11 protein-coding genes are annotated in these 13682 nt (G+C 66.3%); 7 read left to right on the top strand and 4 right to left on the bottom strand.

Annotated features, from left to right (window positions below; translation table 11 throughout):
• On the bottom strand, positions 1-3388 hold a 3388-nt coding region (locus ACE3T8_RS10580), incomplete at its 3' end, for a class I SAM-dependent DNA methyltransferase (protein ID WP_374609154.1).
• Positions 3389-3551: 163 nt separating this feature from the next.
• Entirely contained in the window at positions 3552-4271 is a 720-nt protein-coding gene (locus tag ACE3T8_RS10575) for a glycine zipper 2TM domain-containing protein (protein WP_374609153.1), read from the bottom strand.
• Between the two features lie 271 nt (positions 4272-4542).
• Between ACE3T8_RS10575 and fusA the strand changes: the two genes are divergently transcribed.
• Genes fusA through ACE3T8_RS10550 form a run of 5 tightly spaced genes read left to right on the top strand, consistent with a single transcriptional unit; the run spans position 4543 to position 8961 of the window.
• Entirely contained in the window at positions 4543-6606 is a 2064-nt protein-coding gene (gene fusA, locus ACE3T8_RS10570; RefSeq protein ID WP_374609152.1) for an elongation factor G, read from the top strand.
• A gap of 41 nt (positions 6607-6647) precedes the next feature.
• Positions 6648-7244, top strand: a complete 597-nt coding sequence (locus ACE3T8_RS10565) for a M23 family metallopeptidase (protein ID WP_374609151.1) — start codon at positions 6648-6650, stop codon at positions 7242-7244.
• A gap of 55 nt (positions 7245-7299) precedes the next feature.
• On the top strand, positions 7300-7848 hold the full coding sequence (locus tag ACE3T8_RS10560) for a hypothetical protein (protein ID WP_374609150.1): 549 nt from the start codon (positions 7300-7302) through the stop codon (positions 7846-7848).
• A 1-nt stretch (position 7849) separates the two neighbouring features.
• Complete coding sequence (locus tag ACE3T8_RS10555) at positions 7850-8242, top strand: hypothetical protein (RefSeq protein WP_374609149.1); 393 nt, start codon at positions 7850-7852, stop codon at positions 8240-8242.
• The gene (locus ACE3T8_RS10550) at positions 8239-8961 is read left to right on the top strand and encodes a hypothetical protein (RefSeq protein WP_374609148.1); all 723 of its coding nucleotides are present in this window, start codon (positions 8239-8241) and stop codon (positions 8959-8961) included. Before ACE3T8_RS10555 ends, ACE3T8_RS10550 begins: the two co-directional genes overlap by 4 nt.
• Positions 8962-8964: 3 nt before the next feature.
• Here ACE3T8_RS10550 and ACE3T8_RS10545 read toward each other — a convergent pair whose 3' ends face one another.
• On the bottom strand, positions 8965-11256 hold the full coding sequence (locus ACE3T8_RS10545) for a DUF5916 domain-containing protein (protein WP_374609147.1): 2292 nt from the start codon (positions 11254-11256) through the stop codon (positions 8965-8967).
• A 212-nt stretch (positions 11257-11468) separates the two neighbouring features.
• Positions 11469-11933, bottom strand: a complete 465-nt coding sequence (locus ACE3T8_RS10540; protein ID WP_374609146.1) for an SET domain-containing protein — start codon at positions 11931-11933, stop codon at positions 11469-11471.
• 119 nt (positions 11934-12052) lie between these two features.
• Between ACE3T8_RS10540 and ACE3T8_RS10535 the strand changes: the two genes are divergently transcribed.
• On the top strand, positions 12053-12616 hold the full coding sequence (locus ACE3T8_RS10535) for a cytochrome C (protein WP_374609145.1): 564 nt from the start codon (positions 12053-12055) through the stop codon (positions 12614-12616).
• 87 nt (positions 12617-12703) lie between these two features.
• Positions 12704-13615, top strand: coding sequence for an alpha/beta hydrolase (locus ACE3T8_RS10530; protein ID WP_374609144.1), 912 nt, complete (start codon positions 12704-12706; stop codon positions 13613-13615).
• Positions 13616-13682: the final 67 nt, after the last annotated feature.

Raw genomic sequence — 13682 nt, 5'->3', positions numbered from 1 at the left:
CGGCGGCAACAACCGCGCCACCGCTCTGTCCTTGAATGCCTTGCCGTATCGAGCCACTGCGTTCTTCCTTCATTGCCGCCGAGGTGATGGGATCTATCGGGGCGACAACTATTCTGACGCGGCGGGCTTCTTCGGCGGCGCGTTCGGCGTTGAGGGCGACCAGGCGTTCGAGGATGGTGTCGTCGAAGGCGCGCTTGGCGTCGGCTCTTGCTCCCTCCCCTGCGTGAAGGGGAGGGTTGGGGAGGGGTTGTTCCTTGCCTGAATGCTCAGCGCTGCGCGCTTCACACCCCCTCCCAACCTCCCCCTGCCCGCAGGGGGAGGAGCTAACAGCATCATTGCCGTGGCTCGCGCGCAGCAGCGGCAGCAGGTCGGTCCAGCCGTAGGCGTCGAGGACGGCGGCGTCCAGTTCGTCGTGGAGTTGGCGCAGCACGGAGACCAGGCCGTGTTCGTGGATGGTGCGTTCCTTGGCGGTGAGGGGTTCGCCGCTGCGGAGCTTTTCCAGTACGTTGTACATGCCGGTGAGGGTGAGGTCGGGGTGTGCGGCTTGCTGGTGTTTGCGGTGGGCGTCGAGGTGTTCGGCAATGTCGCTGATGCTGGTTCGTTGGGCGTCCGTGGCTACCGGGAACGGGAACGGCTCGAAGCAGCGCAACTTGTTGTAACGAGGATCGTTGCCCACTCCTAAGCGACCTCCGGCGGCCAGTGCCCACACTTGATGCACTTCACTTGAGAGAACTCCTAGCGATTCCGCCCTCTCATCAGCCACCGTAACCAGTGAGCTGTCGGGGGTCATCTCGATAGGCAAGAAGGTGAAGAACCGATGCTTCGATGTTTCTAATGTCACCAGGTAACGGGAAAGAGCCGCAGTGGCGGAACGGAACTGCTGCCGAGGGTGACCAATGATCCACCATCGATCGCGAAAAACCGGGTTGCGATTGAGATCGCGCTCAGGCTTCGCGCGTTCCAGCAAATGTTGATAAGCCGCTGGATAGTGCATGCGCACTTGCTCGGCTTGCATGCCAAAGAAATCGATCACGAACAATCCGCGCATGCTCTGCGATACATCCCGCCCGTTGATATACGGACGAACATGACGCTCGATGCCCTGCACCCGGCCAAGCCCTAATTCAGTTGCTTGATGACAGGTGATTTGGAATGCAGACCCGATTGTTTTCATCCCCACCGAGCACAGATTAGCGTTGGCGTTGAGCGGTTTGGCTTGGGTCACGTCGATACCGATTGTGAGATCTCCATTGATGCGACCACTATCGGTGGTCATCGCGATCACAAGGTCGTCGTTTCCTTGCTCAGCGGTCTCTCGCTCGGCGACTACGGTAAGTAAACGGCCGTTTTTGTGTCCAGACTCACCGACAGTCATGGCGATCCGGACAGCGGCTCCTTCCGCACCATCCACCCATGGGTGATCTGGAATCGCAAACACTAGGGACACAGGCTGGCTGCCTTCGAGATGCGGCTCTACCGCTCTACGAACGTATGATTGCCTGAGACTATTTGTGGTGATGAGGCCGAATCGGCGCAATGCACCACGCGCAGTCAGTACCGCCGCATGGTGCCACCAGCGCATCACTAAATCGGTCGCTTGCGGAACTTCAGGCCATGCCTCTTGAATCGCATCAACATAGCCATCGCCCAGCGCATCCCGCATGCGCTTTGAACCAATAAACGGCGGATTCCCCACCACGAAATCCGCCTGCGGCCACGCCGCCTTGCGCGGATTCAAATAGCGTTCAATCGGCTTGCGCACCGTCTCGTCCGGAATCTTCTCGCCAGTCACTGGCGAGACCTTCATCGTCTCCCCATCCCAACGCGTGACCGGCACACCGCGTTCGTCCGTCACGTAGTCCATGCGGTCGTAGGCCAGCACCGCGTCGCGATTCTCGATGTTGCGGAAATCGCGAATCACCGGGGTGGGCGGATTGACATCGCCACGGGTGCGGAAATGCCATTGCAGGTAACCGATCCACAACACCACTTCGGCAATCGCTGCGGCGCGCGGATTGATCTCGATGCCCAGCAGGTTGTGCGGGTCCACGGTTTCGCCGCCGAGGGCGTCGGCGCGATCAAAGCCCAACGCCAGCCCGGCTTGCTGGTAGCCCATGTCATCCAGCGCGCCCAGCACTTCGCCTTCCAGCCGCTTCAGGTGTTCCAGCGTCACGTACAGGAAGTTGCCGCTGCCGCAGGCGGGGTCCAGCACGCGCACGTTGCACAGGCGGTGGTGGAAGTGCAGCAGCGCCTTGACCGCATCGTCGTGCTTGCCTTCTGCGGCAAGCGTCAACGCGGCGGCTTGGGCGTCGCTCCATTCGGCGCGCAGCGGTTCGATCACGGTGGGCAACACCAGCCGTTCCACGTAGGCACGCGGGGTGTAATGCGCGCCCAGCTTGTGGCGCTCGCCCGGGCTGAGCGCGCGTTCCAGCAGGGTGCCGAAGATGGCCGGCTCCACGTGTTCCCACTTGGCCTTCGCGGCCTTGATCAGCAGTTCTATCTGGGCGCGATCCAGCGGCAAGGTGTCCTGCTGCTTGAACAGCTTGCCGTTGAAGCGCAGCACGTCATTGGCGAGCACCGCGGAAAAACCGCCGCTGTCCATGTCACGCCACAACTGGCCGACCATGCGCATGGCGGTGTCGGGTTGTTCGACATGGCGGATCAGCAGGTCGCGGAAGCTGTCGTGCGGCAGCAGGCGCACGTCTTCGGCGAACATGGTGAACAGGCAGCGCATCAGGAACTGGGCGACGGACTCGGCGTCATGGCCGCTGCGTTCCAGCGACTTGGCGAGCTCGGCCAGTTGCCTGGCGATGTCGCGGGTGACGCGCGCGGCTTCGCGGCTTGGATCCAGCGTCAGCGGATCGATCCAGACCTTGCGCAGGCGTTCGAGGATGTCCGGCTTGCGCAGGTCGTCCAGCGTGATGCGGTGGCTGCGCGGGTCCGGGAACGGAACATACGCGCCGCCGCTGCGGCTGAACTCCGAATACAACTCGATGCGATGGCCGACATCGACCACCACCAGGAACGGCGGGCGCCCCTCGCTCGCCGGCAACGCGCGGGCGTAGTTCTGCGCTTGCGAATGCGCGCGCAGCATGGCTTCGTCGAAACCGCGGGTCTGGGTGTTGGCGCGGAACTTCTTGGATTCCAGGACGAACGCGCCGCGCCGGTACAGATCCACGCGCCCGGCGCTCTTGCTGCCATCGGCATGCTGGAACGTCAGCGGGCGCTCGAACATGTAGTCCTGTTCGGGCGTGGGATGCGGGCGCTCCACGCCCAGCAATTCGCACAGCTCGATCAGGAAACTTTGCGAGGTCGAGAGTTCCGAGGCGCTGACGCCTTTCCACTTGGTGATCAGCCGCTCTGCCGCGGCAACGTCCGTGTTGGTCATGGTCCCTCCCCTGTCCCGGAGCATACGACACCGGAAGATGGTCGCAGGGAGGCGATGGAGGGCGTCGCGGCCAGGTCCGCTCCCACAAGAGCGGATTGCCTGGTGCGGCGGAAACGACGAAGGGGCCTTGCGGCCCCTTCGTTTCGATCATCGCGATAACGCGTTACTGCGGCGACACATCCACGCGGACGCGCACGCGTTCGCCGGGGTGGTAGTCCATGCGCCGAGTGTAGCGACGGCCAGCATATTCGTAGGTGACGTCGTAGGCGGTGGCGTTGCCGGTGCGGTAGCTGTCGTAGCCATCGTTGTAGCTGCCGTAGCCGTTGCTGCGCACGGGCTCCGGATCGCAGACGCGGACGCTTGCCGGACGCACGTAACGATCCTGCTGGGTCTGGTCGTAGATGTGGCGCCCGGCCATGCCGCCGACCATCGACCCGATCGCGGTGGTGGCGTAGGTGCCGCTACCGCCACCCATCTTGCTGCCCAGCACCGCGCCGGCAATGCCGCCGACGATGGTGGCGACGTTGCGGCCGCCCTGGTTGCCATAGCCGTAGCCGTCGCGCCCGCCGTAATAGCCGTCGTTGCGGTAGCTGCCGCTGGAATAACCGTCGCGCTCGTAGCGGCCCGCGGTCGTGGTTTCGTAGCAGCGCTGGTTGCCGTAGCTCGCGCTGCGGCGATCGTCATAGCCGCCGTAGCCGCTGTCGAAAGCGGGGTCCACACGGATCACCCGGGCGTAGTCGTAATGAGCCTCGCGCTGGCTGCCGTCACCGCGGGTGTCATAGCGGTCGTTCTGGTAGCGGCCGTCGTAGCCGGACTGGGCGAATGCAGTGGTGCTGGCGGCGATCAGGCCAATGGCCAGCAGGGCGGAGGAAAGGCGCTTCATGGTGGTTCCCCGTCGCCGGGGTAAGAGGATGGTCCGGCGCAAGCGAACACTGCGGCCTGCGCGTTGACGCGAAGCTGAATTGGGAGCTGCGCAGCAAACCCGTTTAGCGCGCCGACAGCTCCGCGCCCATGCTGCAGCGCAAGACCGGGGGCCGCCGATTCCGCGCTAAGGTGCCAGTCCGCCATGACCGCCCGCCGAGCGCACTGCTCCGGCGCACAGCGCGGACAGCCATGACGCCACGTCCATTCGCACGCGAAGGAGGAACGGGCTCATGTCCTACAGCACTCAGCAAATCCGCAATGTGGCCCTGGCAGGCCACCCCGGCGCCGGCAAGACCACCCTGTTCGAAGCCCTGCTGCATGCCGGCGGCGCCATCCAGAGGGCAGGCAGCATCGAACGCGGGAGCACGGTCTCCGACTTCGACCCGATCGAACGTGAGCGCAGCCATTCCATCGACGCCGCGATCGCCAGCATCGACCACGCACCACACGGGCAACCGCCCATCCACGTCAACCTGATCGACACCCCCGGCTATCCGGATTTCCGCGGCCCCACGCTGTCCGCGCTGGCGGCGGTGGAGACGGTGGCGGTGGTGGTCGATGCCGACACCGGCATCAGCTACGGCACCCAGCGGATGATGGCGCACGCCAAGGCGCGCGGTCTGTGCCGGGTGATCGTGGTCAACAAGATCGATCATCCGGGCGCGAAACTCGGCGCGTTGCTGGACAGCCTGCGCGAGACCTTCGGCACGGAAGTGCTGCCGCTCAACCTGCCGGCCCAGGGCGGCAAGGCGGTGGTCGATTGCTTCTGGCAATCCGGCGGCGGCAGCGACCTCGGCCCGGTCGCCGACTGGCACCGCCGGATCATCGACCAGGTGGTCGAGGTCAACGAAACCGTGATGGACCATTTCCTCGACCTGGGCGAAGACGGCCTGTCCGGCCAGGAACTGCACGACGCCTTCGAGCAATGCCTGCGCGAGGGCCACCTGGTGCCGGTGTGCTTCGTGTCCGCGCGCAGCGGCGCCGGCGTGCGCGAGTTGCTGGATGTCGCCGAACGCCTGTTCCCGCATCCCGGCGAAGCCAACCCGCCGCCCTTCATGAAGGGCACCGGCGACGAGGCGCAGCCGATCGTCGCCACGCCCGATCCGCAGGCCCACGTCATCGCCGACGTGTTCAAGATCATCAACGATCCCTTCGTCGGCAAGCTGGGCATCTTCCGCGTCTACCAGGGCACGGTGAAGAAAGACACGCAGCTGTTCGTGGACGACGGCAAGAAGGCGTTCAAGGTCGCCCACCTGTTCAAGCTCAAGGGCAAGGACCACGTCGAAGTGGCGCAGGCGATCCCCGGCGACATCGCCGCAGTGGCCAAGATCGACGACCTGCATTTCGATGCCGTGCTGCACGACTCGCACGACGAGGACCATATCCACTTGGCACCGCTGGACTTCCCCAAGCCGATGTTCGGGCTGGCAGTGGAGCCGGCCAGCAAGGGCCAGGAACAGAAGCTGGCGACCGCGCTGCACAAGCTGGCGGAGGAAGATCCGGCGTTCCTGGTCGAGCACAACATCGAGACCAACGAGACCGTGATGCGCGGCCTGTCCGACCTGCACCTGCGGGTGATGCTGCAACGGTTGAAGGACAAGTACGGCGTGGACGTGAAGACGCATCCGCCGCGCATCGCCTACCGCGAAACCATCAGCGGCAACGCCGACGGCCATCATCGGCACAAGAAGCAGACCGGTGGCGCGGGGCAGTTCGGTGAAGTGTTCCTGCGCGTCGAACCGCTGCCGCGCGGCGGCGGTTTCGAGTTCGTCGACGAAGTGAAGGGCGGCACGATTCCCGGGCAGTTCCTGCCGGCGGTGGAGAAAGGCGTGCGCCAGGTGCTGTCCGGCGGCGCGGTCGCCGGCTACCCGATGCAGGACGTGCGCGTCATCGTCTACGACGGCAAGCACCATCCGGTCGATTCCAAGGAAGTCGCGTTCGTGGCCGCCGGCAAGAAGGCATTCCTCGATGCCATCGCCAAGGCGCGGCCGCAGGTGCTGGAGCCCATCGCGGAACTGGAAGTCACCGCACCCGAGCAGCACATGGGCGACATCAGCGGCGGCCTGTCGAGCAAGCGCGCGCGCATCAACGGCACCGATGCGCAGCGCGGCGAGATCGTGGTCAAGGCGCAGGTGCCGCTGTCGGAACTGGAAGGCTATGCGGCGGAACTGAAATCGGTCACCGCCGGCCGCGGCAGGTACGCGCTCGATTTCAGCCATTACGAACCGGTGCCTGCGCAGGTCCAGCAGAAGCTGGTCGAGGCCTGGAAGTCGCCGCACCACGACGAGGACTGAGCCGACACGCTCGCTTCACCCGCCTTCGCGATGCTGGTGGCATGCCCGCTCCGCATGCCGCCCGTCGCGCCCGCCGCCGCTGGATCCCGAGTCTCTGGTTCCTGGTCGTCGTCGCGATTGCGCTCGGCCTGTGGTGGCGCGCATCGCCGGTGCCGCGTGCACTGCCGGAGTTGTTCCGTTTATGGCGAATGCCGCCGGCATCCGAGGTCGCGGTGCCGGTCGATGGCGTGCGGGTGCGAGGCATCGCCGATACGTGGGGCGGCGCACGCGATGGCGGACGCAAGCACGAAGGCACCGACATCTTCGCCGAGCGTGGCACGCCGGTGGTGAGCGCGACCGATGGCATCGTGCTGCGGATCGGCGATTACGGAATCGGCGGCAAACATGCCTGGGTATTGGGGCCCGGCGGCGAACGCCACTACTACGCCCATCTCGACGACTGGGCGCCCGGACTGCATGTATGGCAGCGATTGCGCACAGGTGAGGTGCTGGGCACGGTCGGCAATACCGGCAACGCGCGCACCACCCCGCCGCACCTGCATTACGGCATCTACACCACCGAAGGTGCGGTCAATCCGCACCCTCGCCTGCGCGACCCGAAACCGGCACACTTGAACGCGTCGCCGCAGCCCCGCTAACCCGGCGTTCACCGCCGGCGCCGAGGATGCAGGTTCCGTCACCGCCGAGATCGCCATGCGCAGATTCCTTCCGCTCCTTGCGCTCCTGCTTGCCGCATCGCTGGCGGCCTGCTCCAGCCTGGGCACGTCCGTGCTGCTGGGCCGCGACATCACCTTCTCCGCGCCGCAGTTGCAGGCGCAACTGGATCGCAAGTTCCCGCGCGACTACAAGAAGCTCGGTGGGCTGCTCAACTTCAGCCTGATGAACCCGCGCCTGAGCCTGCCGCCCGGCGGTCGACTGCACCTGGAGTTCGACATCGGCATGGGCGGCCCCGGCAGCGCGCGTACGCCGTCCGGCCATTTCAGCGTGGAAAGCGGGCTGCGCTTCGATCCCGGCACCCGCGGCCTGCACATGGACCAGCCGGAGATCGTCGCGGTGGACGTACCCGCGCTGGGCGGGGTGATGAACGACAGCGCACGCAACATGCTCAACAGCTGGCTGCTGGACTATGCGCGCGAGGAACCGGTATACCGCCTCGACGACAGCACCGTGGGCCGCATGGCCTCGCGGCGCATCGAACGGGTCGACATCGATCCCGGCCTGATCACCATCCGACTGGACTGACATGCATCGCACACGCCTTCCGATCATCGCCACGCTGGCCGCCCTGCTGCTTGCCGGCTGCGGCAAGGACACCGCCCCGGGCACCAGCGGCGCAACCGGCGAAGACGGCCTGCCAAAGCCCGATGCCGTCAGCGGCTCGGTGACCGGCATGCCCAACCCCGGCGAATCCACGCCCAATCCGGGCCAGCCGGTCGATGTGCCGCCGGTGGACGAACTCGACGTTCCCGCGGACATCGTGCCGGTCGATGGCGAAGCAGCGACCGACATCGATGGCATGCCGCAGACCGCCACGCCGGAGCCACCGGAACCGGAAACCATGCCGATGCCGCCCCCGGAGTCCGCCGTGCCTGCCAATGGCGGCGACACCGGCAATCCGGGCATGGACGCGCAATGAGGCACACGCTGCTGGCCGTCAGCGCGATGCTGCTGGTCGCCGCGTGCTCGCCCGCGCCAGCCCCCACTCCCGCACCACCGGCCGCCAAGCCCGCGCCGGTGGCAACGCCCGCCGCCGAAGTACCTGCGCCGTTGGAGGCGGGCACCGCGACACCGGTCGTCGAGAACTGGGAACTGCCGGGCGACCTCGGCCCGCTGACTACGCAGGCGCAACTGGAAGCGCGCTTCGGCAAGGCGAACCTGCGCGAGGAAACCTTCGACGGCGCCGAAGGCATGGGCACCTATCCGGTATTGGTCGCATTTCCCGATGACCCAGCCAAGCGACTGGAATTGCTGCTGGATGCCGACAACAAGGATGCGCCGATCCAGGAATTGCGCGTGACCGGCACGGAGTCGAAGTGGCATGACGCCACCGGGCTACGTCCAGGCATGACCCTGGCCGAACTGGTCAAGCTCAACGGAGCACCGGTGAGTTTCTACGGCCTGGCCTGGGACTACGGCGGCACCGTGCAGGACTGGCACGGCGGCAAGCTGTCCAACGCGGTCGGCACCCCCTTGTTCCGCCGCGTCACCCTCACTGCCCGCACCGGCGCGGACGACAACGCGTTGCCGCAGGGCGACGCCACCTTCCGCAGCGACGACCCGAAGTGGGCCAATGCCGTCAAGGACATGATCGTCGGCGAGCTGGGCATCAGCTGGCCGCACGAAGGCGAAGACTGATCGCTACAGCTCGAAGCGGTAGGCCAGCTTCACGACGAGTTGTTCGTCATTGCGCAGGCTGAAGGCATCGTTGAACTGGTCGAAGGCACCGGCGGAGTACGGGTCGTAGCCGAAGCCGCCGCGTCCGTAGACGACATACAGGTTCGACAGCGGCGCGAGCTCGTAGCGGTAGCGCACCTGGAAGCCCATGTTGCGCAGGCTGAAGGGCTGCACCGGATCGTTGCTCACCACGCCGCGGCCGTCCGCGCCGAGCCGCCATGCGATGGGGTCGTCGGCATCGAAGCCCAGCGCTTCCAGCTTCACCCGCAATTCCTGCCGCGTACCGATGTTCCAGTTGAGGCTGGCGCTGAGGTCGTAGCGGTTCATGTGGAAACCGGCGACCACGTTCTCGTAACCGGGGCCGAGTTCATTGCCTTGCCAGATGAGTTGTTCCTGGTCCATCACGTGGCCCATCCACAACTCGATGTTGAGCGCATCGTTGATGTAGTAGGTGCTGCTGACCGACGCGCTCCAGGCATACGGCGTGTCCTGGCGCAGGCCGCTGGCCACGCCGATGCTGCCCTCCACCCCGAACTCCCAGTTGCCGCGCCGCGGGAAGTTGCGGCCGATGAAGCCATTGCCGCCGTTGCGCACCCGCATCGGCCCGTGGCCGCGGGTGATCTCGTCGTCGAAGGCGGCGGTGCGCAGTTGCAGGTTCCAGTTGAGGTTGCCGCCGCCGCGGCGCTGGCTGTTGCCGTTGAAGCGGAACTGCCGCTGCAGCCACAGGCCGTCGTTGTTCTGCATGCCCTCGATGCGGAAGCGCAGGTTGTGCGATGACCACGCGGAATCCGCCGGCAGCTCGGTGATGCGCTTGCCGACCTCGAGCTGCGCGTAGTTGAGGTCGTTGCGGCCCAGGTAGCCGGCATCGTTGACCTCGAAGTCCTCGCCGTAGTGGATCAGCAGGCCGGTGAGGCTCCAGCCCTTGGCGAAGGTCTTCTGGGCGATGCTGGTGAAGGCGACGTCGCGGGTGTGCTGGCCGGCCTGTTCGATGTCGCTGCCCACCAGCGTGCTGGAGACCGTCAAGCTGGGATCGGGCTGCCAGCGATGATCGAAGCCGAGCACGTTCGCGCTTCGATCCAGCAACGGCCGGTCGACATTGGTCAGCATCGCGCCGAGGTTGTGCGCGCCGAACGCACGCTGCAGGCGCAGCGCGCTGAAGCGGCGGCCGCCATCGCCGCCCTCGTCGGCCAGGAACGCACCGTACTGGGTCGCGCCGATGCTGCCGTTGAACTTGATCGCGCCGGTGATGTCGGCCGGGCCGCTGCAGGTCGCGCCCGGCACGAAGCAATCGTCCGATGCCGCGCCGATGCGCCGCGTGTAAAGCAACTGGCTGTTGTCGAACAGCAGGCCGAAGTCGAAGAAACCCTGGTTCTCGGTGAAGAACGGGCGCTTGTCGCTGAAGAAGGTTTCCTGCGCGCCGAAGTTGACCACCAGCGAATCGCTCTCGACCTGGCCGAAATCCGGGTTGATCGTCGCGGTCAGCTGGAACTGGCTGTTCGGCTTCCAGAAGATGTCGGCGCCGGCATCGAACTGGTTGTCGCGGGAGACCAGGTCGTGCAGGCCGACCACGTAGGGCGTCACCGCGAGCAGCGACTGCGAGTAGACCGGGATCTCGATCTTCTCGAACTGGTTGAGGAACTGCGGGCGTTCGAACGTGACCGCCGGCCAGGCCATGCGCTCCCCGACGCTGCCGACCACCCGGTCCAGGTAGATCGCGACGGTGCGCTTGTCGCCAGTGGCCTTCTTCATCGGCGCGGTGTGCCACGGGATCAGCAACTCCGCCGTCCATTCGCCATCGCCATCGACCACCGCGTGCTGCCAGCTACCGTCCCAGTCGCTGCTGAAGTTGCCGCCGCTGGTGATGGTGGAGTCCTGGATGCTGTCGCTGGCGGTCAGGGTGAAATCGTAGCCGCTGCGACCATCGCCGTCGAAATCCAGCATCACGTTGACCCGGTCGATGGCCACGTCCTGATCGCGCGCGCTGCGCTGGCGTGGGGTTTCCACGCCCGCGATCTTGCTGTTGCGGAAGGCGACCGCCAATCCGTCCGGTGTGGCCAGGATCCAGGCCTCGGTGGGATGCCGGGTGGAGGACTGGGTGAACGGCTGCACCATCCTGAAGTCGGTGACATGGCGCGCGCCCTGCCATTCGGCGGGATCGATCACGCCATCGACCTTGACCTGGGCAAGCGCGGGCGAGGACAACGCCGCCAGCACGGCAAGCGAGAGCAGGGAGGTCTTGGGACGGGACAGGCGCATGGACATCACGGGCGGGCAGCACGGCTGCGATGACGCGCAAGGTAACGGGATCGTTAACCGTTACCGACTGGCACAAGTCATGTAAACCTTCGTCAGGTGCGAGGCATCGCAGTTTCGCCGTCATCCCTGCGAAGGCAGGGATCCAGTGACTTCAAGCCCAGATAGCAAAGACACTGGGTTCCTGCCTTCGCAGGAACGACGAGCAAAAAACCTCAGCGCTTCGGCCGCAGCATCGTCCCGGTGCAGTCCTTCGCGCCGCAGCGGCAGGCCCAGATCTTCTTCAGCCGCGGGGTGTGGCGTTCGGCCAGGGTGATGCCGTAGTCGTAGGTCAGTTCCTCGCCCGGCTTGATCGCGCGGATCGATTCGATGAACACCCGCGACTGCTTCGGGTCGTCCTCGTTCTCGTCCAGGATCGCCTCGCAGTTCGGCGCGCAGCTGTGGTTGATCCAGCGCGCATCGTTGCCCTCGAGGCCACCGTCGATCACCCAATCCTCGTTCAGCGTGAACAGGAAGGTATGGCCGCTGTCGGCATCGCCGCTATCGCCGGCATCCACGTCCTCGTGGGTGCGCCGCCGGCCCTTGTACTCGATCAGGCGCTCGCCCTTCTTGATCTGGGCGACGGCGAACATGCCGTTGCCGTGGATGGCGGACTTGCGGGTGACGATCTTCTTCGGCATCGGACGGCGCTGCGGGTCGGGGCCTGCATTGTGGGGCACGCAGGCGACCACGTCACCGCACTGACGGGTTTGCGCGCCCTCGACCGTTTGCCTTGCGGACACCGCCGCAGGACCACAGGATGCCACGCCTCCTTGCCATGCCGACCTGCATCGCGACCGCATGCCTGGCGCTGTCGGCGTGCACCGCGCCCGCCGCGCCGACACCCGCAAGCACCAGCCCGGCGATCGCCAGCATCGATCGCGACGCCGAGTTGCTGGCACGCGGCGACTATCTGGTGCGGATCTCCGGCTGCAACGACTGTCACACGCCGGCCTATGGCGAGCGCGGTGGCGACGTGCCGCGCGACCAGTGGCTGGTCGGTTCGCCGGTGGGGTTCTCCGGGCCGTGGGGCACCACCTACGCCGCGAACCTGCGCATCAAGGCCGCCGAGATGGACGAAGCCGGCTGGCTGGACTACACCGCCAAGCTGCACACCCGCCCGATCATGCCGGACTTCGCGTTGCGCGCGATGAGCGAAGATGATCGTCGCGCGTTGTACCGCCTCATTCGTTCGTTGGGTCCGGGTGGCAGCAAGGCCCCGGACTACCTGCCGCCCGGCAAGACTCCGCCCGCGCCCTACCTGCAACTGGTGCTACCACCCGCGCCGCCGGCGGCCACGGCCGCGCCGGTTGCTGCAGGCTGACATCCACGCAAGCGACACGCGCTGCAGCGTGTCAACGCATCGCGCGGGTTCGGCGTTGTCCTGGCATCCCCCGAACGGATGCCCCCGATGAAACGCAGTGCCATCGCCGCGCTCCTGCTTGCCGGCATCGCCATCAGCTGGTTGCCGCAGGCAGGGGCGCAAGGGCTGCGTGAGCGCATGCAGCAGGCGCGCGAGGCCAGCCGCCAGGAACGTCCGGTTGCCGTGCCGGCGGGTGGCACCGCCATCCGCAACATCGCCTACGGCCCGGACCCGGCGCAAAGGTTCGACCTGTACCTGCCCGCCAACGCCTCTCGCGCGCCTGTCGTGTTCTACGTGCACGGCGGCGGCTGGGCCAACGGCGACAAGACCAATCCCGGACTGGCCGACAAGCTCGCGCACTGGTTGCCGAAGGGTTATGCCGTGGTCTCCAGCAACTACCGGATGCTCCCGGAGACGATGCCGCTGGAGCAGGCGCGCGACATCGCCCGCGCGGTCGCGACCGTGCAGCGACGTGCCGGCGAATGGCAGCTCGACCGCACCCGCGTGGTGCTGATGGGGCATTCCGCCGGCGCACACCTGGTTGCCCTGCTCGGCGCGGACCCGCGGATGCTGATCCAGGCCGGGGCAACGCCGGCGCGTGGCATCGTCTCGCTGGACAGCGGCGCGCTGGACGTGCCCGCACTGATGGGCCAGCGCCGGGTGCCGAAGCTCTACCACGAGGCGTTCGGTGCCGATCCCGCGTACTGGCGGTCGGTCTCACCGCAGCAGCAGCTGGCCCGCAACGGGTTGCCGATGCTGCTGGTCTGCGCCAGCGAGCGTCGCTTCCCGACCTCGCCCTGCGACGAAGCCCGCAAGTTCGCGGCGCGCGGCCAGGCGCTGGGCGTCTCGATGGCGGTGCAATCCGAGCCGCTCGACCACGGCGACATCAATCGCACCTTGGGTCAGCCATCGGCTTACACCCGCGCCGTCTCTGGCTGGATCGACCATCTCCTGCGCTGACCACGGGCCCGCGCTTGGCTGCGGCCGCCCGAAACCGTACAATTCCGGTACGTTTTCGAGCCGCCCC

This window comes from Thermomonas sp. (genome assembly GCF_041919455.1).
Classification (GTDB): domain Bacteria; phylum Pseudomonadota; class Gammaproteobacteria; order Xanthomonadales; family Xanthomonadaceae; genus Thermomonas.
This window is presented reverse-complemented; position numbering and strand designations above follow the sequence as displayed.